Below are 23,995 nucleotides of genomic sequence, written 5' to 3'. Positions count from 1 at the left end.
AATATGAAAAAGATTCTAGAGAAAGCAAGGGGAAATCGTGTCTATTCGTTTGGGAAAGATTTATATGACCGAACGATGCGAGATGACGTAGCGGGTTTAGCAGCACAGCTCGCTTATTTCTTCTTGCTTGCCATTTTTCCTGGACTTGTTTTTTTAATTACGCTTCTTGGATTCATTCCTATTCAAACAGAGGATGTACTAGGTTTATTAGAAGTTTATGTACCTGACGATGCAATGAATTTAATTGAAGTGAATGTAGATAAAGTTGTAAATGAACAAAACAGTGGCTTATTATCATTTGGTTTATTATCGATGTTATGGTTCGCTTCGAACGGAGTAAATGCAGTTATGAATGCCTTTAATCGTGCGTATGATGTAAAGGAGACACGCTCTTTTATTGCAACGAGGGCTTTGTCTATTGTGTTTACTTTAGCAATAATTTTTATGATTGTGTTTGCATTAATTGTTCCTGTGTTTGGACAAGTAATTGGAGCAGCAGTTTTTAAAGCACTCGGTTTATCGGAGAGCTTTTCTTTTGTATGGAGTATTATACGATTAGTAGCCAGTTTTTTAGTGTTATTTGCTTTATTTAGCTTTTTATATACGTTTGCACCGGATCGAAAATTAAAGAGAAGAGAAGTTATATCAGGAGCACTATTTGCAACGATTGGGTGGATTGTGGTATCGTACTCATTTGCATATTACGTAGACAAATTTGCAAATTATGCGAATACATACGGCGGTCTTGGTGGTATTATCATTTTAATGTTATGGTTCTATTTAACGGCTTGGGTCATCTTGCTTGGTGGAGAAATTAATGCATTACTAAATTTTTACCGGACAGGTGACAATAATTCCCGTAATGAATAATGAGTTTTTGTTCCATATTATAAAGGAACAGGAGGGGATTAAAAATGAGCAACAATAAAAAAAATCATAATAATAAAAGCCAAGGTAAACAAAAAAGTAGTTCGCATCCAAAACATAAAACGAGCAGTAGTGCGAATGGACATAATGGCTACCATTAAAAGCGCAAGCGGCTCATTTAGAATGTGAGGGGGATGGAGCTTCTGACGTAGAGGCGTTTTTTACCTCGTCGGAAGACGCGACGCCACCGAATATTCTAGCCGCTAGAGTTGGATATTAAAAAAACGGGTTCCCTACTTAGGAACCCGTTTACTTATTTCCTTTTAGTAACCGTAATCCATTTAAAATAACAAGGATTGTACTTCCTTCATGGCCGATAACACCAAATGGAAGAGCTAAAAATTGTAGGAAGTTGGAACAAATGAGCATTGTGATTACTGCTAATGAAAAAATTACATTTTGTTTTACAATGCGGTTCATTCGTTTCGATAAACGAATGGCATGTGCAAGGCGAGAGAGTTCACTTTTCATTAGAACAACATCTGCTGTTTCTAAGGCAACATCTGTTCCTTCACCCATAGCAACACCAATACTTGCTGTAGCGAGCGCAGGAGCATCGTTAATACCGTCGCCAACCATTGCTACTGTACCGTATTTTTCTTTTAGTTGTTTCACCGTTTCCACTTTTGTTTCTGGTAAGCATGATGCGTAATATTCTTTTATGTTGCTTTCAGTCGCAATTGCTTTAGCTGTCTGCTCGTTATCACCAGTGATCATGATGGCTTCAACACCAATACTTTGTAAATCACGAATAGCAGCAATTGTTTCTTGGCGTAATGTATCTTTTAAAGCAATGAGGCCAAGAATTCCTTTTCCATCACTAATATAGACAACAGTTTTTCCTTCTTGTTCGAGCGTAGTAGCGATACCATTATGAAAAGTTTTTGTTTCTTCGCCAATAAAATCGGCCTTTCCAATCTTATAAGCTGTATTTTCTAAAATCCCTCTTAAGCCAAATCCACTGACATCTTCTACACTTTCTGGCTTTGTTAATGTAATGTCATATGCATGTTTTGCGTACTTGACGATAGCTTCTGCGAGTGGATGTGTGGAATGACTTTCGATAGAAGCTGTAATATATAGTACATCTTTTTCCGCTATTTCATCACGTACGTAAACATCTGTTACAGTCGGTTTTCCTTGCGTTAATGTTCCTGTTTTATCAAAGGCAATTGCCTTCACTGAGGCAAGGCGTTCTAAATGAATACCACCTTTAAATAAAATCCCGCTTCGCGCGCCGTTAGAAATAGCAGATAATGTCGCTGGTGTAATCGATGCAACGAGCGCACACGGAGAAGCAACAACGAGTAAAATCATAGCGCGATAAAATGTTTCGTTCCAGCTCCAATCTAGTATGAAATGAGGAACAAACATCATTAGAGCAACGACGATAAGCACACCTTTTACATATGTTCCTTCAAATTTTTCGATAAAAAGTTGCGATGGTGATTTTTCACTTTGCGCGTTTTGAACGAGACGAATAATTTTTTGGAACAATGTTTGATCGCTTCTTTTTGTAATTTTTACTTCAATAGCTCCGCGTAAGTTTACAGTTCCAGCGAATACTTCATCACCCAATTTTTTCTCATTTGGGATAGGCTCCCCAGTGATTGCAGCTTCATCAATATTCGTTTCACCGTTATGAATTGTACCATCGGCAGGTACGCGTTCACCTGGCTTAATTAAAATGATGTCATCAATTTCTAACTGACCTACTGGAATACGTTCTTCTGCTCCATGAGAAATGCGCAAGGCTTCCTCAGGCTGTAAATCAAGTAGTGCTGAAATTTCTTTTTGGCTTTTACTCAGTGTGTAAGATTCCATTGCACCACTTAGTGCAAAGATAAAGATTAAGATAGCCCCTTCTGTCCAGTAACCAATAATAGCAGCACCAATCGCAGCAAAGAGCATCAGCATTTCAACGTTTAATTCCTTTTCCGCGATTGTATCTTCGATGCCCTCTTTTGCTTTTGCATATCCTCCAATGATATATGCGAGGAGATAAAACGTAATTCCAGTAGTGACTGCTTCATTTTTTGTTAGCAACCAACCAGCTAAAATAAAAATACCAGATGCGATAGCAAAGATAAGCTCATAGTGCTTTTTCAATGTTTGAATCCAAGATGGAATAGATACATTCTTTTTTGATGGTAATGTTTTTGCTTCTGAGTTCATTATTACTCGCTCCTTTCAATTTCTTATTGAGAAAAAGAATCAAAATCGAATCCCCTATAAAACGACGAAAGCTGCCATCCATACGGATAGCAGCATTTCAGTTGAAACTAATTTTATCAGTTATTATCTTGTAATTATTCTATATTATATCATATGTTTTTCCTTGATGATATGTTTTTGCTTATATGAAAAATTGAAAAACTTGTTTTTTTGCCTTTACTTTGGTATATATGAATATTGTTCGTAAAAAGGTCGGAAAGGAAGACATCAAGTGAAGACAGAGAAATTTTTTACTCATCCGATTGGCGTATTTATAGCAGCGCTCACAGCGACATTTCTATGGGGCAGCGCGTTTCCTTTTATTAAATTAAGTTATGCGGAACTCGGAATTCGGTCACATGAAGTTGGTGAGCAAATATTATTTGCTGGTTATCGATTTTTCTTATCGGGAGTGATGTTATTATTCTTTTTTAAAGTACTAGGAAAAGATATGTATTTCAAAAAAGAGACGGCGAAGCAATTAGTGCAAATTGGTTTATTCCAAACGTTTCTACAATATGTATGCTTTTATATTGGTATGAGTTATAGCTCAGGAATTGAAGGTGCAATTATTTCCGGAACCTCATCTTTTTTCCAAATTTTACTTGCACACTTTCTGTATAAAGATGATGCATTAAATATAAGAAAAGTAATTGGAGTTTCCATTGGATTTTGTGGTGTAATTTTAGTGAATTTTCCAAGTGATGGAAATGCGGCATTTCATTTTGGAATTGGTGAATTATTACTTCTTGGGGCAGCGATGATGTATTCATATGGAAATATATTGGCGAAAGAAGGAAGCAAAACATTAGATGTTGGATACATGACAGCATACCAAATGATTTTTGGATCTATTGGATTACTATGTATTGGTATTTTTCAAGTTGGATTTATGCCTTTTGTATTTAATACGAAATCATTACTTATGTTACTATATTTATCCTTCTTATCGGCGGCAGGATTCTGTATTTGGAATACAGTTATGAAATATAACAAGGTCGGAAAAGTATCGATGTATATGTTCTTTATACCGGTATTTGGTGTCATGTTATCCAGTATGATTTTAGGAGAAGCGATTCATTCATTTGTTTTATTTGGCTTAGCATGTGTAGCAGCGGGAATTATTGTAGTAAATCGAACACCAAATGTGCAAAAAACGGAACAAGAGAAACAAGCAGCTTAAAGCGAGTGAGGTTATTATATTTTCATGCAAAAGAAGAGCCGAAGTGTTCTTCTTTTTTTCAAATTTTAGAGGAAAAAAGAAGTTATAGCACGAAAATACATTATTATCCGTTTATTGAGGAGCACATATTATGAATGAAATTTATATATTATTAATTGGACAAGCCATTTTATTTGTTTTCGGTGCGTTTTTTGCGATGGTACAGACAAAAAAAACTAGAAAAAATGAGCCGTTACCATTATTAGTTCGTCTCATTCTTAGTTTTTCTTTAACAGGTGGTGCGATTTGGATTTGGTTACAAGATCCATCTGTAGAGTATCGTCAGTGGGCTGCAATTGGTATGACTTTATCTACGCTTGGTGATTTATTTATGGCGGGGCTCATTCCGTTTGGACATCGGCTAATCGGTGGTATGGTTACATTTGCGATTGCACATTGTTTTTATGTAACAGCATTTTTACAAACGGGTATCTCGTGGGAAGGATTCTGGCTTGGTGTACTTGCGTACGGTCTATTTTTAATAATTGGCTGGTTCTTTTTTATTCGGAATCAAGTACAAGATAAGTTGTTTACAATTGGTGCGCTCGTATATGGTTTATGGGTTGGCGGAATGGCATGCTTTGCATTCGCATTATACTATGCAAATAATGGGATATGGTGGACCCCAGCACTCGGTGGATTACTATTTGTGATTTCTGATTTTATTATCGGTGTGACGGATATTGGTGGTCGCAAAGTAAAGTATGATCCGCTCTGGATCTGGGTGACATATGTTGCTGCACAGATGTGTATTATTTATGCTGGAATATAAAAAAGAGGATATTCCTAAAAATAGCTATTCAGCTAGTTTAGGGATATCCCTTTTTGATGACATATTATCCAGAAAATATTTGTAATATTTAAGAATAACATCTTTTTAAGTCAGAATTTTGTAGAAATTAATGATGGAAACTATCTATAATAAATATAACCAAGGGAGAGAGATGGGAGATGGAAAATGAAAAAGAAAAGTCGCTTTCGTGATCTTTTTGAAATACTAGCTATTGCGTTTTTGTTGGCTTTTTTAGTGAAAATTTTTGTGGTTTTTCCAACAACTGTGCAGGGAGCATCTATGAGACCAACATTGCAAGATGGAGATAAAGTAATTATTAATAAGTTAGCAAAGAGATTTGAGACCTATGAGCGTGAAGATATTATTGTAGTAAAGACTGATAATTTTTATGTGAAGAGAATTATTGGGCTACCTGGAGATGTAATTGAGATGAAAAATGATCAATTATACGTAAATCATCAAGTGAAAAGTGAACCTTACTTGGATAAGAATAAAAAACAAGCAAAACACCTTCTTATTAATTTAACTGAAGACTTTGGTCCTATTACAATCCCTAAAGATAAGATTTTTGTTATGGGTGATAATCGTTTAGTGAGTAGAGATAGTCGTAACGGCTTAGGGCTGATTCATAAAACGGAAGTGCTTGGAACATTAACAGCAATCTATTATCCGTTTGATCATATGAAAATTGTGAACTAGAAGGAAGTGATAATATGGAGGATATTATTGGACACATTCTAGTAGGGATTGGTCGGGCAGCAATTGCATTAGGTGAAGCATGTGCTGATGCGGGGAAAGGCATTGTTAGAGGGATTGTTGGTGTTGTAAAAGTAGCTGGTGACTTTATGTTAGATGAAGTAGTAGAGCAAGTGTTGGAGAGATTAGTTGAACGAGAAAAACGGAAAAAGAAAAGAATACAGCGGCATGTGGAAAAGCTAAAGAGGTATGCATGGTTCAAAGTTTTATATGAGGATAAGCGCTGCCGGGAAGTTCTAAATTATAATGAAGCATATGGAGATTTATTAAGTAAGCGTCGATATATACATAAGTTAATTCATAAAGAAGGCGAGAGAAAGAAATTCATTCAGCGCGTGAAAATTGATGCAAAGGTTGAAGAGATTATTTGAAATATGTGAAATCGAATGTAAGTAAAAAACCAAGCAATTGTTACGATTTGCTTGGTTTTTTGTACTGATCTAAATTGTTGGAGCTTCGTTACTTTCTACTTTTAATGAAGTCGTTTTATTATTTAGCATGAATTTGTATTGCAATAACTGTAATTTAAACAGTGTTAAAGGATCATGATATGTTTCAGGGTTTGTTCTTAGTTTTGTTAATGCATTTTCGTCCTGATTTATTTCGAGATGTGCTGCTTCCACAGTCTGCTTCAATATGCTAAGAGGTTCTTTAAAGAACATCATAATATCACGTTCTAGTGCGCTTTCGAATAACTCAAATTGAAGAAAGAACTGTTCAGAAATCATTGTTGTTACATCTGTATAGTCTTCGGTCTCAATATAATTTTTGTATTTGTTGTACAGCATAGATTGGTTTTTCTGCATATTACCGAATAGTTTTCCAGCACTTTTTAATAGAAATTGTGTTGGTGTAAAGCGTAATAAAATATTTACGTCATCAACTTTGATTCGGTTTGTCATTCTTGCAACATCTCGGCGCCAATCATCAAGTAATTGAAAATCACATGGTAGTTTCATGCGTTCTTCGTCATATAATTTATTAAATGTTTCACTCATTTCATCTAGATAAGATTGACTTTGAATAAATTCATTATGTGCTTTTTCAATCCATTCCTGAATAGAATGAGTAAACTTAGGTAATATCACTTGTTGTAAATGTTTTTGAATTCTTTCATTCATTGCTGCATTTAGTTCTTCAGGAACTTGTTTAAAATCACTATCTTCCTGAACTAAATCGGAGCAACTCTGTAATAATTCGGGAATTTGATCCTGAAGATCATGTATAATCTCATCTTTTGTTAAACGATATGATTCTGTGATAGAGCGAGTCTTATCTTTTTCAATAGCAGTCAGGTTATTATTAAAGCCATTTAGTTTCACTAAAATGTGTTTGTTCCAACGGATTGACTTTACTAACGTATTTTCTAATTGTACACGTTCATTTAAGAGATACGTGATGGTCTTTTGAATAAACCATAATAGTTTTTCTGTGCGTTCTGTTTTTATATTTCTATTATTAAAGTTGGAAGTAATGGATTCTGTTAAATCACTTAGTTGCTCACTACTCTCATGTAAAGATGAGTAAGGGAATACGCGTGCATTTGGAAAATGTACACGTATTTTAGACTCAGTTTCAGTTAGCTCTTTATTTGCTGCTTCCTCACTAAGAATTGTATCGACTTTATTTAAAACAAAATGAACTTGTAAAGTTGGTAGTTGTTCTTGCATGTACAGTAGTGTGTCGATTTCTTCATCAAGTAAAGATGAAGAGGCATTAAGAACATATAATAGATTATCAGCTGCATGTAAGTAATCAAGATTTGTATTTTTGCTACTACCATTTCCATCAAAACCTGGTGTAACGATAAATGAGAATTTATTTTTCCGTAAAAATCTACATGGTAGTTTAAATTCAATACATTTCTGTTCAGATTCTGATTTTGGAGGAACGGTCATCATTTCGTAAAATTCATCTAAATTAGAAGTTTTTCGTATTGTTAAATCTGTGAGTTCTGTAATTTCTGTCTGTACATTATCCTTAAATACGATAGCGGCCTCAGGAGAGTCATTTAATATACTTTCCCCTAATATAGAATTGATAAAGGATGATTTACTAGTATCATTCGTACCTGTAACGAGAACTTGTTGTACGTGTATATCGGAAAGTTCCCTAACAAGCCATGTGAAAGAATGACTTAAGTCTACATCATTCTTTTCTGCCCATACGACAATCGTTTCAAAAAGATTTGAAACCTTGTCTAGGTCAACTGCGTTATATATTGTTGAACTAGAAAGGAGCGTTTCAGCACTTTTTACAAGTAATGTATCAAGGCTCTTAGGTGAAACCTTATTCCATGCTAATGTTGCAGCGGAAACAATTAGAGAGTGTTCTGCTTTTGTTAAGCTAAACCAATTCGTTAACAAGTCTGGAATAAGTTCTTGTAGTTCATGCATCAAATATTGTCCTGTAATTAATTCGCAGTATGTGTCTTGATAAAGAGTCACAATTTCATCCCATGCGTCGTAAGCATCTACCTCGACGTGTAAAAAAAGGTGATTGATTGTTTGAATCCATACTAAGTAGGTTGACTCATCTTGATAGATTTTCCAAAGCGATGAGACGAGTAGTTTAAATTGAATCGAATCAATTGTATATAAAACTTTTAATGCTTCATAAAAATATTTTGGTTTCATTTGTTTTGTGAATCCTTGATTCACATAATTTGTTAAAATCTCAAACCAATGTAATGATTTCGTTCGAATCCCTTCTTGTACAGCAAGATCAATCGCATTGTTCCAATCCTGCTGTTTTTCATAAAAAGAGCGAGCAATGGCAGTGATATTTGGATAGTCTGGTTGGAAAGCAACAGCTTCACTAATGACCTTAAAAGCAAGTCCTAAACGATTTTGTTCGATGTACAAAGAAAGAAGTTGTAATGACACTTCCATTGTCAGTGTTATGTCTTCTGTTTGAATTGATGTATAGATTTCTTCTGCCATTGAAAGCAATCCTAATTCAAAATAAGCATCTGCTATATTTTTTTTGGCCCAGAGAGAGAGGTCATTGTTTACTTTCTCCCACTTGAAAATGGCTGTTTCGAAATCTTTATGTTGATAATAAACTTCTCCTTGTGCGAAACGAATGTTAGAGATATTGGAAAAATCATTTTTAGCTTCATTTACATATGCTTCCCCAAGCGCTTGAGGAGCTGGGACAGAATCCTGTTCAGTTAAGAATGTTTCATAGTATACCTTTTGAATTAATTGTTTTTCTATGGTCATGTTTTTTCCCCCTGTATAATTTGGAAAAATGATTTTTATGTAATAGGGTGCATAGTACTCTACATGGATAGAAGATGCATTTTATTGGTTTAAATATATGTTTACTACCTAATATCATTTTTCTTGAGAGTCAAACCGATGCTAAATGTAACTTTTCTTTATTGTAACAAAAATCACGCTTGTGAAGGCAGGTTTTCTTATAATTATGAAGGGAAGTATAGATTTATCACGCTATTCGTGGACAATATGCATCAACACCTCAAGATTCTGAAAAATGAAGATTAAAAGCAGTGAAAACTTTCATTATGGATAAGATGAATAGGAGTAGAGTTCATTATAAAAACGATGTATAGTGAATATGTATACCATGTTTGCTTAAAAGATAGAGAGGGTACAATATGGAATAACGATCGTGCATAGGATGTGTCATCCGAATGGAACAACATATTGGTGAGTTAATCGCACATTATGGATATTTCGGAATTATTATAGCTCTTGCGGGTGGAATTGTAGGTCTACCAATACCAGATGAGTTTTTACTCACGTTTGTTGGTTATAATATTTCGAAAGGAATTATGTCAGGGACAGCCGCTTTTCTAAGTGGAATGGCTGGTGCGATACTTGGTATTACTTTAAGTTATCTGCTTGGTTTAAAACTTGGACTACCTGTATTAAAAAAGTATGGTCCGAAGATACGAATTAAAGAACAGCAAATTGAAAAAACACATGTTTTGTTTGAAAAATACGGTCCCTTTTTACTAATAATTGGATACTTTATACCAGGAGTTCGTCATTTAACTGCATATTTTGCTGGTATGTCGAATTTAACGTTTTGGAGATTTTGTCTATACGCATACGGTGGTGCTTTCATTTGGATTAGCATTTTTATTGGACTTGGATGGAAGCTTGGAGGGAAGTGGCGTTTTGTTGAATATAGTTTGCATCATTATGGAATGTGGATTTTAATTATCTCAGTAGTAGTCGTGCTTATTGTATGGCTCTACATAAGAAGGAAAAAAACCGCTAATTAAGCGGTCTTTTAACTGAAAGCAATGAAGAGAACACCTGCTGTAATACATACAACTCCCATTCCAGTCATGAAGTTTAATTTTTCACCTAATATAATCATGGCAAGAATAATTGAAAATACAACACTTAATTTATCTACAGGAGCAACTTGTGAAACCTTTCCTGTTTTTAAAGCGAGAAAATAAAATAGCCATGATGAGGCACCGGCTATACCACTTAAAGTGATAAATAGCAGTGCTTTTTTATTCATTAGAACGTCACCAATATTTTGAAATTTTCCTTGTATCATAATTACGCCTATCATGAATAGTGCCATGATGATTGAACGGATAGTTGTTGCCACATTGGCATCGATTCCTTCTAATCCAAATTTCCCGAAAATGGATACAAGTGCTGCAGCAATTGCTGATAATAATGCGAATAATAGCCATGAACTCATAGTAAAATTCCTCCAGTCTTGTACCATTATACATGAAAACTATTCTCAAGTATAACGGGTAGCAATAGCATTTATATATATCCATTTTGATTTTTCAACATATAAGTTACTGCTATGAAAACAAAAGAAGATATTCACTCGTTGACTCCTTTTGCTTTCACTTGGCATGGGGCTGAAAAGGGACATAATCGCTTCTATGCATGGTCGGATATTCTCGCCCATTTAAAAAGAAAGGTTGTATGTCAACGCTTCAATTTGTATTTATATAGAAATATGACTATGAAAATAGTAAAAGGCCCACCTGACAGGTGGGCCTTTAATCTATTATTCTGCAATTTCTTCATATAAAAAGTACGTTACATTATAAATATGTTCTACTTCATCATCTGTCATAAATAAAAGTTCATCGCGCTCAATTCCTTTTTTCTTTTCGATAAACTCAATCATGTTTTTCCGTTCTTCTCTTTTCATCATTTTTATTTCTCCTCCCAATCTGTTTTAATACAGTTTATTTAAGTTACTACTATTATATAACAGAATCTTTAGAAAGTTCCAGCTTTTTTATTTTTTTTAATTAAGAACTTTTCGACAAAACAAGCCCTTTTAACAGGGCTTGTTCTCGTACTACAGTCGTAAAAACTCTGGCTGAGTCGTACCATCGCCATCGATGTAGTAAATTGTATTTGGATTAATTTTTATCAGTACGTAGTTTGGATCTTCAGCACTTAGTAGCCAACGTTTTAAGCTATTATTCCAAAATTTATTTTTTAATGTTTGATCTTCTTCAATTGAAGCGGTGCCTTCTACTTCGATATAATCTTCATCCCATTTCTTTCCTTCTCGTCCAAGCAGCACATGAACATTTTGATTTTGCTCAATATCTGTTAATTTTTTTGAATTACGATCTGTTGCGACGTATAGTACAAAATCTTCATGAAAAAACATCATAAAACAGCTATGTGGTTTATTCTCACGAACGGTAGCTAATACACCTGTTCTTTGTCCTTGAATAATGGCTGCGATTTTTTCTTTTAAGTGCATTTTTTTACCCCTTTCTATTACCTGAAATTTTTGTGCAGAAAAATTTATGACCTTTTATACTTTTTTCTTCAATCCCATTTTTTAAACGTATTTGTGATGAAATGGGACAAGTTAGGAGAAGAATAAAGATAGTAGTGAGGAGAAATACATACGATGGAAGGATGGAGAATATGTTCAATAAAATTTTCTTAATACTTGCACTGGCTGGTGTACCGCTTTCTGTTCTTGGAAATACATTACATTGGCCACAAACAATTATGTTTGCTGTATATTGCGTTACAATTATTGCTCTTGCTGCTTTCATGGGAAGAGCGACGGAAAGTTTAGCTATTGTTTCTGGTCCACGAATTGGTGGATTATTAAATGCAACCTTTGGGAATGCAGTTGAACTTATTATTTCAATTTTTGCATTGCGAGCAGGATTAATAGAGGTTGTACTTGCTTCACTAACTGGTTCCGTTCTTGGGAACTTACTATTAGTTGGTGGTCTTTCCTTTTTTGTAGGGGGACTCAAGTATAAAAGACAAAGTTTCAATGTTTATGATGCAAGGCATAACTCTGCCTTACTAATATTTGCAGTTGTTGTAGCATTTGTTATTCCAGAAGTTTTTTCGATGAAGATGGGTATAGAGAAGACATACCAATTAAGTATTGGGGTGTCAATCATCATGATTGTCATGTATTTAGCCGCACTATTTTTTAAACTGGTCACGCATCGCGGTGTATATCAGCATAAAAGTGATGAAGTAGAGCATGAGGAAAAGCCGGAATGGTCAAAGGGGAAAGCACTACTTATTTTAGCGATTGCAACAGCGGCCGTTGCTTATGTATCGGAGGCGCTTGTTCATACATTTGAAACAGTGGCAAAATCATTTGGATGGTCGGAATTATTTATCGGGGTTATCATTGTTGCCATTGTTGGTAATGCTGCTGAGCATGCTTCTGCAATTATTATGGCCTATAAGAATAAGGTGAACATTGCAGTTGAAATTGCAGTCGGTTCTACATTACAAATTGCCATGTTTGTTGCCCCTGTACTCGTATTACTTTCGATGTTCTTTACACTGAAAATGCCTCTTGTATTTACACTGCCAGAACTTGTAGCTATGATTACTTCCGTCTTTTTAACAATCGCGATTTCAAACGATGGAGATACAAACTGGTTTGAAGGAGGAACATTATTAGCTGCCTATTTCATTATGGGGATTGGCTTTTACTTATTATAAAAAAATGGGATAACAATATCACAGGGAGAAAATAATAGAGAGTACAATAGCTGTTTAATCATTTATACATCCTCATATAGGAAGGAGTCAGACAGGTGAAACGAGTATATAGCATATGTCTTTCAACTATGGTCTCGTTTATTTTATTATTTCCTTGCAGCGGTTTTGCAAAGACAACAGTAAATATAAAGGTGCCTTCATCTGTTTTGAATATTTCAAAAGGAAATACGTATCCAAATACGGCACAAGATTTGCCGCATTTGCAGCCAAGTAAACTTGCAAAAGAATTACTGAAAACATCCGATATTCGTATTGAAAATCCACATTTAATTCGAATGTTTAATGAAACCTCGATTTCAAACGCCCCTCTTGCAGTGGGGTATAGGGCGAAAATTTATTTGGGACAATGGCCTTTAAGTTACGAGTCAACAGATACGACAATGAATTGGGAATATAAGCAAGTGAATCGTAACGTATATGACAATCGTGGTGTAGAGAAGTTGTACCCACTTCGATACAAGCAAGAATCACAAAAAACTATAGAAGGTGGTTTAACAGGATACATTAAAGATGCGGAAGATGTGAAAAAGATGATACTTTTAAAGGCAATGGAAAAAGTACAACTACCTCTTTCTTTTAAAACAACCATTGGCTATGGTACGGGGAATGAACGTGTATACAATGTTAGTCCAAAGCAACTTGGGTATTTATATGCGTATGCACCAGCGGTAAACGAAAAAGGAAAAGTTACATTTGGAGAAGTGTATCTTGTGTTAAAAGGAAATCAAAAGAGGATTGTAATTAAAAATATTACGTCACAAGGAATTGGGGCTGCTATTCCAATTCAAGATCATTTGTCTTTTAAATTTATTTCTTCAACTCATCCACAATAATGGGATAAGAACAAAAACGTCAGCGTAATTTGCTGACGTTTTTGTATTAAAGTGTAATATTTGTTTCTTTTGTTAAGAAGTCTTCAGTTGGATAATAGCTGTTTTTCACAAGAATATTTGGTCCAAGACATTTTACAGTGGGGCAGTGGCAGCTTAATGATTTTGCTGTTTTTGAGTTGCACCATTTGTCATATGCTTCTTGTAATGTGTTTGTTTGAACGTTACCAAGCAGTGGAATATCACCAAAGTCTGTTACGATAATGTTGCCATCAAAAATATTTACATTTAAGCGAGAACGTCCGTCTGGATCGTTACGAACTGTTACGTTTTTGCTCTCATGTAATTTTCTTAATGTCGCTAAATCACGTTCATCATTACTACATGCGTAGAAAGGTAGTGTGCCAAATAACATCCATACATTTTCATTACGAATATCTAATAAATGCTCGATTGCACTTCGAATTTCATCTTTTGTTAAAATCTCAAGGTTACTAGCAAAATCACTTGGGTACATAGGGTGTACTTCATGGCGCTTACAGCCCATTTCTTCGACGATTTGACGGTGAATGTGTTCAATATGTGGCAGGGTACGTTTATTTAACATTGTTTCTGCCGACACCAGAACACCTGCATCGGATAAAGCTTTACTATTTGTAATCATTCGTTCAAATAGTTTAGCACGTTGTTCATAAGTAGGTTTGCGCTCCATCATTGCAAATCCACCTTCAACGAAATCATCAATTGTTCCCCAGTTATGTGAAATATGCAACACATCTAAATAAGGAATAATTTGTTCGTAACGGGCTAAATCTATAGTTAAGTTTGAATTGATTTGAGTGCGAACGCCTCGTTCATGGGCATATTTTAAGAGTGGTGTTACATAGTTGTCGACGGATTTTTTTGAGAGCATTGGCTCTCCGCCTGTAATACTTAAAGAACGTAAATGAGGAATCTCATCTAATCGTTTTAATAAAAGTTCCATTGGAAGCGGATTTGGATCTTTTGGCTGTAATGTATAACCAACAGCACAATGCTCACAGCGCATATTGCATAACGTTGTCGTTGTAAACTCAACGTTTGTTAATAGTAATTTGCCGTACTCTTCAAGGTCCATATACGCTTCCCATGGATCGTAAGAAGGAGTAATCGGCTTCATTGTTTGTGATATACTCATCTGAAATATACTCCTTTGACTATTGAAATAACAATTTGTCCATCCTCTATAATAGAAGAATATAGGCTTTTTATAAAGTGAAACTTTTTGTAACAAGGATTTCCCTATCGATAGAATGTCATAGAGAATGTAGTAGGAAGCATTGATTGATTCAGCATAAAGGATGTTAAAAAATTGCTGAAAATTCATGTTCGTGATGATCATTTTTGCGGTATAATAAAAGCAACTCGAATAAAAAGGAGAGTGCCTTCGTGGGAAAAGCAATTCAAGATAAAGATTCACAATTAGTATATTTGAAAGAACGTTTAAATATGTTCATCGAAGTAATCGATACAATTGAACCAGAAGAAGTGGAATTAGAAGATGTAGATCGTCTTCTTGCAATGTTAGATGAATTAGAACTGAAATGTGAGCAATTTAAAAAAGATGAATAATATATTTTTAAAGCGGCTGCCAATCATGTCTTGGTAGCCGCTTTTTATATGGCGAAGCTGTCCCAAAAAGGCGTTAAAAACGACCTTTTGGGACAACCTCCAAGAAAATCTGTTTTAGTTTTCTATTTTACAGTATAAATAGGCAGAAAATATAGTTTATAATATGAAGGTAGAGAGGAGGAATTATATGGAATATCATTTGGTGAAACCTGTATTACAAGGAAAACAAGCAAGAGAAACAAAAACGTACAACATTTATAATTTTTTTATTATCGGACTTATTTTTGGAATTATTCCAGTTATGATTTTGGGAACTTGCAATGCGATTTGGTTAAAAGAATCTAAGAAGAAAATATACGGGCTCTTTATATTAGGAATAATGACTTTATTAGCAATGTTCATCTGTGCTGCCTTAATTGGTAATACAGATGTGCTGAAAATTGTTTCTCGGATAGCTGCTGCAGTCGTAGCAGGTGCATATATATATGCAATGCGAGAGCGATTTCGAATTCATAGTTTAGTAAATGAGAGAGTAAAGTCATTACGATGGATCGGACTTATTATTGGAATAGTTGGTATCATGGTCCAAACGGCGTTGTTAGTAGGAGGGGAGATGCTGTATGTCAACTTCACAGAGTGAAACGATGTTGTTACAAGAGGCACTACATTATTACGGGATTGGTCATATTGAAACAGCACAGCAGAAATTAGAAACACTGCTTTCTTATAATCCACAGCATGCGGAAGCATTGTACAATTTAGGATGCTGCTATGCAGATTCAGAACAATATGATGAAGCAAAAGAGCTTTGCATATCAGCGTTGCAGCATGGTTATAAGCCAGAAGAAGTGTATTATACACTTGGACATATATATACATACACGAATGAACTTGAAAAAGCGGAGCAAAGCTTTTTAAATGTTCTGTATTCAAACCCTTCCCATGCGCAAGCAATGGCAAAATATGCATTTGTTTTCTTAAAAACAGGCCATATTGAAAAAGCTAAACAATTTATACAAAAAGCAGTAGAAATTGACCCGAATCATCCTACCGTTCTTCATTATCAATTTATTTTATTACTTGCAAGTGGAACGAAACAAGAAATAGAGGAATCCTTAAAAGATAATTATTATGCATCAAATAACGAAGTTCATTTTTTATTGAAGTTAGGAACCCATGCAGCAACAAGGAAGAGGTATAGGGAAGCGTACAAATATTACCGACAAGCGTTTTTGTTGGCGCCTAATGATAAAGAATTACTTGAAATCTTAGAAGAAGCGGAAGAGCTGATTCATCCGATTTTCTTTCCGAATGTTCTCGTGAATAAAGTGGGTGGTCCGCTTATCTTTTGGGCAATATGTTTTGGAACATTAGGTTTATTCATTATATTAAATTGGGAAATTATGATAAGAATCGGAATTCTATTTTATATCATCATTTGTATATGGAGCTGGTTATCTACACCGATGTACAAATTGTATAAAAAAATAAAAAAATCATGACGGGGGAGAAAACGGTGAATAAAATAGATGTGTTAAAGCAAGTGTTAGAACAAGATGAAGAAAATGGATCGATTTGGTATTTAATTGGAGTCGAGTATAAAGAACAGGGTGATATAGCAAATGCGCTGCAAGCTTTATCGAAAGCCCTTCAGTATGGTGATCAAGAATGGAAGGATAAAGTTGCCGCCGAATTGGGAGCTTTATCACAGGTGCTTACAAGTCCGAAAGAAACAATAGCTGTAACAGAAGAGGGGAGCCATTTTGAAAAAAACGAGTATCACGCAATAGAGCAAGCTCCGGAAAAGGAAAAACAGTTACATACAGCTTATGTAAACGAAAATGTGGAAGAAAATGTGATTCCGATGAACGTGCTTCAAGGTGGAAGAAGCAAGCAAAAACGTGAGCAAGACCAGATTACATTTGAGGATGTCGGCGGTTTGCATGATGTGAAAAAAGCGATTCAAATGAAAATTATTAAACCGTTTACTTCACCAGGATTATTTGAACGTTTTAAGAAAAAAGTTGGCGGCGGCATTTTATTATACGGCCCTCCTGGTTGCGGCAAAACATATATTGCAAAAGCAACTGCCGGGGAGTGCAGAGCACATTTTGCGACGATGAGCATTACCGATATTCTTGATCCGTATATTGGCGTGAGTGAACAAAATGTACGGGAAATTTTTCGATATGCTCGTTCCAAAAAGCCATGTATTTTATTTTTAGATGAAATGGATGCGCTTGGATTTAACCGAAGCAAAGCGTCGGGAAATCCGACACTAAGAACAGTTATAGATCAATTGTTAACGGAGATTGAAGGTATTGATACGAATACAGACAAACTATTGCTAATTGGTGCGACCAATATGCCGTGGGACATTGATCCTGCGTTTAAAAGACCAGGGCGCTTTGATAAAATGATTTTCGTTTCCCCACCTGATTTAGAAGCGCGGAGCAGTATTTTTCAAATTAAGCTGGCAGGAAAACCGATTTCAACAATAGATTACGATATGTTAGCTAAAGAAACAGAACTGTATTCCGGTGCTGACATTGAAAATGTAGTAGAGCTGGCCGTAGAAAATGTTTTAGGAGAAATTATGACAACAGGTGTGGAGCGAGCGATTACAATGAGGGACTTAACCGATGCTATAGTAGAAACGAAGCCGTCTACGTTGGAGTGGTTCCGCACGATTAAAAATTATATTAAATATGCAAATGAGAGCGGTGCATACGATGATGTACAAGCGTATTTAAAAAGATATAAAAAAATATAATCCCTTTCAGACGCTGTTGAAATAGAAGGAATAGAAAAAAAAGAGTATAATCAAATTGTGAAAAATTTCATTTGATCTTAAGAGTCATGAAATAAAAAAAGAAAAGAAAAGAAAAGACTCTAGAGAATTAAGAGTGGAAATTTCATTTCGTAACGTTTTGGTAGCGTTCACAATTGAGGGGGAAGTAACAATGGAAAAGCTTCAAGAAAGTATGTATCAACTGATTGTTGAAACATCGACGAATTTACCGAAAGATGTTCGTCGTGCAATTCAACGAGCAAAAGAACGAGAAAATGCAGGGACTCGTTCAGCAATGGCACTTGGCACGATTACAAATAATATTAAAATGGCAGATGACAACATCTCGCCGATTTGCCAAGATACAGGGATGCCAACGTTTAAAATCTATACACCGGTTGGTGTGAATCAATTGAAAATGAAAGAGGCCATCTATAGTGCGCTTGAGCGGGCGACAAAGGATGGAAAACTTCGTCCAAACTCTGTTGATTCTCTTTTCGGAGACAATAGTGGTAACAACTTAGGACCAGGTACGCCTGTAATTAAGTTTGAGCAGTGGGAGAAAGATTATATTGATGCTCGTTTAATTTTAAAAGGAGGCGGCTGTGAAAATAAAAATATCCAGTACAGCTTACCTTGTGAATTAGAAGGTCTTGGACGAGCTGGCCGTGATTTAGAAGGGATTCGTAAATGCCTTCTTCATGCAGTATATCAAGCGCAAGGACAAGGGTGTAGCGCAGGTGTAATCGGTGTCGGTATCGGGGGAGACCGCACGTCAGGTTATGAATTAGCAAAAAATCAACTATTCCGTACATTAGATGATGTGAACCCAATTCCTGAATTACAAAAGCTTGAAGAATACGTATTAGAGAATGCGAACAAGCTTGGTATTGGTACGATGGGATTTGGTGGCGAAACAACTTTACTAGGTTGTAAAATTGGTGTGTACAATCGTCTGCCAGCTAGTTTCTATGTGTCTGTTGCATATAATTGCTGGGCATATCGTCGCCTTGGTGTAACAATTCATCCTGAAACAGGTGAGATTATCGATTGGTTATATCAAGAAGGTGAAAATACACTTCAGCAAGAAGCTAGCCAAGAAAAAAGTGAACAGCGTGAAATTGTACTACAGGCACCAATTACAGAGGAGCAAATTCGTGAACTTCGCGTTGGTGATGTCGTTACTATTAACGGGATGATGTACACAGGTCGTGACGCAATTCATAAGCATTTAATGGATAACGATTGCCCGGTAGACTTAAACGGACATATCATTTATCACTGCGGTCCAGTTGTTGTGAAAGATGAAAATGACAATTGGAAAATTAAAGCGGCAGGTCCAACAACAAGTATTCGTGAAGAGCCATACCAAGGCGATATTATGAAGAAGTTTGGCATTCGTGCTGTCATCGGTAAAGGCGGCATGGGAGCAAAAACATTGGCGGCACTAGCAGAACATGGTGGTGTATATTTAAATGCAATCGGTGGTGCTGCGCAGTATTATGCAGAATGTATTAAAGAAGTGAAAGATGTCGACTTCTTACAATTTGGTATTCCAGAAGCAATGTGGCACTTACGTATTGATGGATTTAAAGCTGTTGTAACAATGGACTCCCATAGTAATAGCCTACATGCAGATGTAGATAAAACATCACTTGAAAAATTAGCAACTTTTAAAGAACCGGTATTTAAATAAGTAAAAAAATGCATCTCGAATGATTCGAGGTGCATTTTTTGTTGGTATATATGGAAAAACATGCTCAGCATGAAAGGGATATTGAAAACAGAAACTACAGGTACGATGATATATGGAAAGGAGACTATTTATGAAGCATAAATGGTTATATATAGGTCTCATTTTTTCAATTATGATGGCACTTGTTCCAGTTTCAACATTTGCTTATACAAATACGCCAAATCACTGGGGGATTCCACGAGCAAAAAATGAGACGCCACCAGATGCTGGGAAAAAATTTACTGATTTAGTCCAAAATAATGGTGGTTTTTATCTGGGGGATACAAAGAAAAAGGATATATATTTAACATTTGATAACGGATATGAAAATGGATATACTGCAAAAATCTTAGATGTATTAAAAGAAAAGAAAGTACCGGCAACATTTTTTGTAACAGGTCATTATATAAAAGGGCAAAAGGATTTATTGAAACGAATGGTAAATGAAGGGCATATTGTTGGTAATCACTCACAGACTCATCCTGATTTTACAACAGTGAATGATGTAAAACTTCGTGAAGAATTGCAAAGTGTAACAGATGAAATTAAGAATGTTACTGGGCAAAAGGAAGTAAAATATTTACGGCCACCGCGCGGGATTTTTAGTGAGCGTACATTAGCGCTTGCGAAGGATATGGGTTATTATAATGTATTTTGGTCACTTGCTTTTCTTGATTGGAAAGTAGATCAACAACGAGGTTGGCAATATGCTCATAATAATGTTATGAATATGATTCATCCGGGAGCGATTATTTTACTACATGCAGTGTCAAAGGATAACACAGAAGCATTAGCGAAAATCATTGATGATTTACGCGAGAAAGGGTATCATTTTAAAAGCCTAGATGATTTAGTAAAAAGCAATCAACCGTAAGCATGTATGCTTGCGGTTTTCTCATGCTATAATGATGTGTAAAAAGGATGGGGAAACGTATGTGGAGCGAACATGTTACGTTAAAGGATCCGTACCATTTTGAAGAAGTACTCAGGCGTTTGTCTTTTGACCCACTAAATGTTGTTCAATTAGAAGAGAAAGTCGTTTATGTCCCACTTCTTATGGATGAAGAACAAATTGTTGTCCGCGTACAAGGAATTGGTACGTTTCAAAATCCGCAATTTTGGATTTCAAGTCAAACAGGTGAACAAAAGAGAGTCATGAAACGCATCTATTCCATTTTTCAGTGGAATGAATCTTTTCAAGATATACAAAGCCATTTTTTAAACACATCATTACGGCCACTTTTTGAAACATATGCCTATACACCGCTTATTTTAGAGTTTGATTATTTTGCTTGTCTTCTTCGTTGTATTATTCATCAACAAATACATTTGAAATTTGCGACTACACTTACAGAACAATTTGTAAAACAGTATGGAACAGAAAAGAATGGTGTTTTCTTTTTCCCAACCCCAGAAAGAGTAGCAAATATTTCAATAGAAGAGCTCAGAAATCAGAAATTTAGTCAACGAAAAGCTGAATATATGATAGGACTAGCGAAACATATTGTGGAAGGTAAGCTAGATTTAGCAGTACTAGAGAAACAAACAGAAGAAGAAGTGTCAGCACAATTGTTACCATTGCGAGGTATTGGTGCATGGACGGTGCAAAACTTTTTATTATTTGGACTCGGGCGGAAAAATATGTTTCCGAAAGCAGATATCGGGATTCAGCGTGCGCTTCAAGGTGTATTTCAATTAGAGAATAAACCAGATGATGCACTTTTAGAAGAGGTAAAACAAGAGTGTGATCCATACTGCAGCTATGCAGCGTTATATTTATGGAAAAGTATAGAGTAGAGGTGTAACAATGACACAAAAGCAACACGAGAGTAAGTTGGAAGTTGGTCAAACATTTCCTGTGACAATTAAGCGTCTTGGGATTAACGGAGAGGGCGTTGGTTATTTTAAAAGACAAGTTGTTTTTATTCCAGGGGCATTACCAGGAGAAGAAGTCGTTGCGGAAACAACGAAAATTCAGCGTGGCTTTGCTGAAGCAAAAGTGAAAAAAGTTCGTAAAGCTTCACCGCACCGTGTGAAAGCACCGTGCCCAGTATACGATAAATGCGGTGGCTGTCAGCTTCAACATTTGGATTATCAAGAACAATTAAATCAAAAACGTGATATCGTTGTACAAGCATTCCAAAAATATATGAACAACAGTCAGGAAGAGAAAATTCGTCCAACGCTTGGTATGGAAGATCCATGGCATTATCGCAATAAAAGCCAATTACAAGTAGGGCGAAAAGATGAAAAGGTTATTACAGGATTATACGAACAAAACTCACATCGCTTAATTGATATTGCTCATTGTATGATTCAGCATAAGGCAACAAATGAAGCGACAAAAGTTGTAAAACGTATTTTAGAGAAATTAAATATTTCTATTTATAATGAGCGTAAAGGAAAAGGTCTTGTACGTACAATTGTAACGCGCGTAGCAGTGCAAACGGGGGAAGTGCAAGTTACATTAATTACAGCAAAAGACGAATTCCCAAATAAAGAGCAATTTATTACAGAGATACAAAAGCAAATGCCATCAGTAAAATCGATTATGCAAAACGTAAATGGACGTAAAACGTCTGTTATCTTTGGGGACAAAACGTTCCGATTAGCTGGAAAAGAAGTTATTCAAGAAACGCTTGGTGATTTATCATTTGAATTATCAGCACGTGCATTCTTCCAGTTGAATCCAGAACAAACTGTTGTCCTTTACAACGAAGCGAAAAAAGCTGCTGCTTTAACAGGTACAGAAAAAATTGTGGATGCCTACTGTGGTGTTGGTACGATTGGATTGTGGCTTGCAAATGATGCAGCAGAAGTGCGCGGTATGGATGTCATTCCAGAAGCGATTGAAGATGCGAGAAAAAATGCGAAGCGTCAAGGGTTTACAAATACAAAGTACGAAGCTGGAAAAGCAGAACAATGGCTACCAAAATGGGTGAAAGAAGGCTGGCGTCCAGATGTAATCGTAGTTGACCCTCCTCGTACAGGTTGTGACGATAAGTTACTGGAAACAATTTTAAAAGTAAAACCAAAAACAATTGCATATGTCTCTTGTAATCCTTCATCATTAGCACGTGATGTAAAAGCATTAATGAAGAGTTACGAAGTGGAATATGTGCAACCAGTGGATATGTTCCCGCATACGGCGCATGTTGAGAATGTAGTGAAGCTTGTTAGAAAATAAACTACAATGTGAAATGTAAGTAATAAAAAATATGATATTTTTTAGCATAAGGATATGTTCCCTCATACAGCAGTAATCTGTGTGAGGGATTGTGTTTTATTCAGTCAATGAAAGTAAGGAGCATACAATGAACAACTATAAATTGACAATTCAATATGATGGTGCACGCTATAAGGGATGGCAACGTCTTGGGAATAACGATAATACCATTCAGGGAAAAATCGAAAGTGTGTTATCAGAAATGGTTGGACAAGAAATAGAAATTATCGGATGCAGCAGAACAGATGCTGGTGTACACGCTCTTAATCAGGTAGCTAATTTCAAGGTTGAAGAAAAATTATCAGAACAGAAAGTGAAAAAGTATTTAAATCAATACTTACCAAATGATCTTAGTATTACTGATGTAGAGTTAGTTCCAGAACGTTTCCATGCCCGCTATAACTCAAAAGCGAAAACGTATTTATATAAAATTTGGAATGAGGAACATACCAATCCATTTATGCGTAAATACAGTATGCACGTTCCGAAAAAGTTAAATATTGAAAGCATGAAAAAGGCAGCTCAATATTTAATCGGTTCACATGATTTCACTGCTTTCTCAAATGCAAAATCTAAGAAGAAATCTATGGTTCGAGAAGTATATATGCTCGATATCGTAGAAAGTGAAGGTTTCATCCAAATTAGAGTGAGCGGAAATGGATTTCTTCACAATATGGTGAGAAAAATCGTTGGAGCGTTAGTAGAAGTTGGCTTAGGTCAGTTAGATGCTGATGCGATCCCGCAAATTTTAGAGGCGAAACAACGAAATCAAATTAATTGTCTTGCGGATGCGAGTGGGTTGTATTTGGAGAAGGTTGATTTTTAGATAATTGGTATAGATATAAATCAAAAAAAAAGAAGGGGTATTAAC

The 23,995-nt window shown here is 35.7% G+C and carries 23 protein-coding genes; 17 read left to right on the top strand and 6 right to left on the bottom strand.

What is annotated here, in order from left to right; all coding sequences use genetic code 11:
- Nucleotides 1–3 precede the first annotated feature (3 nt).
- Nucleotides 4–870: a YihY/virulence factor BrkB family protein gene (locus J4P91_RS16235; RefSeq protein WP_017154029.1), complete on the top strand. Its 867-nt coding sequence runs from the start codon at nucleotides 4–6 to the stop codon at nucleotides 868–870.
- A 306-nt stretch (nucleotides 871–1,176) separates the two neighbouring features.
- On the opposite strand, the gene J4P91_RS16230 is transcribed toward J4P91_RS16235, so the two are convergent.
- Nucleotides 1,177–3,102: a heavy metal translocating P-type ATPase gene (locus J4P91_RS16230; protein ID WP_207994946.1), complete on the bottom strand. Its 1,926-nt coding sequence runs from the start codon at nucleotides 3,100–3,102 to the stop codon at nucleotides 1,177–1,179.
- A gap of 271 nt (nucleotides 3,103–3,373) precedes the next feature.
- Here J4P91_RS16230 and J4P91_RS16225 point away from each other — a divergent pair, with 271 nt between their 5' ends.
- From J4P91_RS16225 to J4P91_RS16210, 4 genes are all read left to right on the top strand, one after another.
- A complete protein-coding gene (locus tag J4P91_RS16225) occupies nucleotides 3,374–4,324 on the top strand; it encodes a DMT family transporter (protein ID WP_207994945.1) in 951 nt (316 codons plus the stop codon).
- Between the two features lie 130 nt (nucleotides 4,325–4,454).
- The gene (locus tag J4P91_RS16220) at nucleotides 4,455–5,135 is read left to right on the top strand and encodes a lysoplasmalogenase (RefSeq protein WP_207994944.1); all 681 of its coding nucleotides are present in this window, start codon (nucleotides 4,455–4,457) and stop codon (nucleotides 5,133–5,135) included.
- 186 nt (nucleotides 5,136–5,321) lie between these two features.
- Entirely contained in the window at nucleotides 5,322–5,855 is a 534-nt protein-coding gene (lepB, locus tag J4P91_RS16215; RefSeq protein WP_017154024.1) for a signal peptidase I, read from the top strand.
- 14 nt (nucleotides 5,856–5,869) lie between these two features.
- Nucleotides 5,870–6,283 (top strand): hypothetical protein, encoded by a 414-nt coding sequence (locus tag J4P91_RS16210; RefSeq protein ID WP_017154023.1) that lies wholly within the window; start codon nucleotides 5,870–5,872, stop codon nucleotides 6,281–6,283.
- A 69-nt stretch (nucleotides 6,284–6,352) separates the two neighbouring features.
- On the opposite strand, the gene J4P91_RS16205 is transcribed toward J4P91_RS16210, so the two are convergent.
- Entirely contained in the window at nucleotides 6,353–9,136 is a 2,784-nt protein-coding gene (locus J4P91_RS16205; RefSeq protein WP_207994943.1) for a dynamin family protein, read from the bottom strand.
- A 434-nt stretch (nucleotides 9,137–9,570) separates the two neighbouring features.
- On the opposite strand from J4P91_RS16205, the gene J4P91_RS16200 reads away from it, so the two are divergent.
- Entirely contained in the window at nucleotides 9,571–10,167 is a 597-nt protein-coding gene (locus tag J4P91_RS16200) for a DedA family protein (RefSeq protein ID WP_017154021.1), read from the top strand.
- Between the two features lie 8 nt (nucleotides 10,168–10,175).
- Here the strand turns inward: J4P91_RS16200 and J4P91_RS16195 are convergent, their stop codons facing one another.
- The 3 genes from J4P91_RS16195 to J4P91_RS16185 all read right to left on the bottom strand — a co-directional run bounded on the left by J4P91_RS16195 (nucleotide 10,176) and on the right by J4P91_RS16185 (nucleotide 11,645).
- The gene (locus J4P91_RS16195) at nucleotides 10,176–10,604 is read right to left on the bottom strand and encodes an EamA family transporter (RefSeq protein ID WP_017154020.1); all 429 of its coding nucleotides are present in this window, start codon (nucleotides 10,602–10,604) and stop codon (nucleotides 10,176–10,178) included.
- 324 nt (nucleotides 10,605–10,928) lie between these two features.
- Complete coding sequence (locus J4P91_RS16190) at nucleotides 10,929–11,075, bottom strand: BH0509 family protein (RefSeq protein ID WP_000817786.1); 147 nt, start codon at nucleotides 11,073–11,075, stop codon at nucleotides 10,929–10,931.
- Nucleotides 11,076–11,228: 153 nt separating this feature from the next.
- The gene (locus tag J4P91_RS16185; RefSeq protein WP_017154019.1) at nucleotides 11,229–11,645 is read right to left on the bottom strand and encodes a pyridoxamine 5'-phosphate oxidase family protein; all 417 of its coding nucleotides are present in this window, start codon (nucleotides 11,643–11,645) and stop codon (nucleotides 11,229–11,231) included.
- 170 nt (nucleotides 11,646–11,815) lie between these two features.
- On the opposite strand from J4P91_RS16185, the gene cax reads away from it, so the two are divergent.
- A complete protein-coding gene (gene cax / locus J4P91_RS16180; RefSeq protein WP_207994942.1) occupies nucleotides 11,816–12,871 on the top strand; it encodes a calcium/proton exchanger in 1,056 nt (351 codons plus the stop codon).
- Between the two features lie 95 nt (nucleotides 12,872–12,966).
- Nucleotides 12,967–13,764 (top strand): YfkD famly protein, encoded by a 798-nt coding sequence (locus tag J4P91_RS16175; RefSeq protein ID WP_081584780.1) that lies wholly within the window; start codon nucleotides 12,967–12,969, stop codon nucleotides 13,762–13,764.
- 46 nt (nucleotides 13,765–13,810) lie between these two features.
- On the opposite strand, the gene yfkAB is transcribed toward J4P91_RS16175, so the two are convergent.
- Nucleotides 13,811–14,938 carry a radical SAM/CxCxxxxC motif protein YfkAB gene (gene yfkAB / locus J4P91_RS16170; protein WP_207994941.1) on the bottom strand — a complete coding sequence of 376 codons (1,128 nt, stop codon included), beginning with the start codon at nucleotides 14,936–14,938 and terminating at the stop codon, nucleotides 13,811–13,813.
- A 251-nt stretch (nucleotides 14,939–15,189) separates the two neighbouring features.
- Here yfkAB and J4P91_RS16165 point away from each other — a divergent pair, with 251 nt between their 5' ends.
- From J4P91_RS16165 to truA, 9 genes are all read left to right on the top strand, one after another.
- Entirely contained in the window at nucleotides 15,190–15,372 is a 183-nt protein-coding gene (locus tag J4P91_RS16165; protein WP_002174720.1) for an SE1561 family protein, read from the top strand.
- Nucleotides 15,373–15,559: 187 nt separating this feature from the next.
- On the top strand, nucleotides 15,560–16,012 hold the full coding sequence (locus J4P91_RS16160; RefSeq protein WP_017154015.1) for a hypothetical protein: 453 nt from the start codon (nucleotides 15,560–15,562) through the stop codon (nucleotides 16,010–16,012).
- Nucleotides 15,993–16,874 (top strand): tetratricopeptide repeat protein, encoded by an 882-nt coding sequence (locus J4P91_RS16155; protein ID WP_207994940.1) that lies wholly within the window; start codon nucleotides 15,993–15,995, stop codon nucleotides 16,872–16,874. Before J4P91_RS16160 ends, J4P91_RS16155 begins: the two co-directional genes overlap by 20 nt.
- Nucleotides 16,875–16,888: 14 nt before the next feature.
- Nucleotides 16,889–18,145, top strand: a complete 1,257-nt coding sequence (locus J4P91_RS16150) for an ATP-binding protein (RefSeq protein ID WP_207994939.1) — start codon at nucleotides 16,889–16,891, stop codon at nucleotides 18,143–18,145.
- A 190-nt stretch (nucleotides 18,146–18,335) separates the two neighbouring features.
- Nucleotides 18,336–19,859: a class I fumarate hydratase gene (fumA, locus tag J4P91_RS16145; protein ID WP_207994938.1), complete on the top strand. Its 1,524-nt coding sequence runs from the start codon at nucleotides 18,336–18,338 to the stop codon at nucleotides 19,857–19,859.
- A gap of 130 nt (nucleotides 19,860–19,989) precedes the next feature.
- Nucleotides 19,990–20,772 (top strand): delta-lactam-biosynthetic de-N-acetylase, encoded by a 783-nt coding sequence (pdaA, locus tag J4P91_RS16140; RefSeq protein WP_207994937.1) that lies wholly within the window; start codon nucleotides 19,990–19,992, stop codon nucleotides 20,770–20,772.
- A gap of 59 nt (nucleotides 20,773–20,831) precedes the next feature.
- On the top strand, nucleotides 20,832–21,695 hold the full coding sequence (locus J4P91_RS16135) for a DNA-3-methyladenine glycosylase family protein (RefSeq protein ID WP_207994936.1): 864 nt from the start codon (nucleotides 20,832–20,834) through the stop codon (nucleotides 21,693–21,695).
- 10 nt (nucleotides 21,696–21,705) lie between these two features.
- The gene (gene rlmD / locus J4P91_RS16130; protein ID WP_207994935.1) at nucleotides 21,706–23,085 is read left to right on the top strand and encodes a 23S rRNA (uracil(1939)-C(5))-methyltransferase RlmD; all 1,380 of its coding nucleotides are present in this window, start codon (nucleotides 21,706–21,708) and stop codon (nucleotides 23,083–23,085) included.
- Nucleotides 23,086–23,212: 127 nt separating this feature from the next.
- Nucleotides 23,213–23,950 carry a tRNA pseudouridine(38-40) synthase TruA gene (truA, locus tag J4P91_RS16125; RefSeq protein WP_207994934.1) on the top strand — a complete coding sequence of 246 codons (738 nt, stop codon included), beginning with the start codon at nucleotides 23,213–23,215 and terminating at the stop codon, nucleotides 23,948–23,950.
- Nucleotides 23,951–23,995 lie beyond the last annotated feature (45 nt).

The sequence above is a fragment of the Bacillus sp. XF8 genome, assembly GCF_017498755.1.
Lineage (GTDB): Bacteria > Bacillota > Bacilli > Bacillales > Bacillaceae_G > Bacillus_A > Bacillus_A bingmayongensis.
The sequence above is the reverse complement of the archived record's forward strand: the minus strand, read 5'-3'. Positions and strand labels throughout refer to the sequence as shown.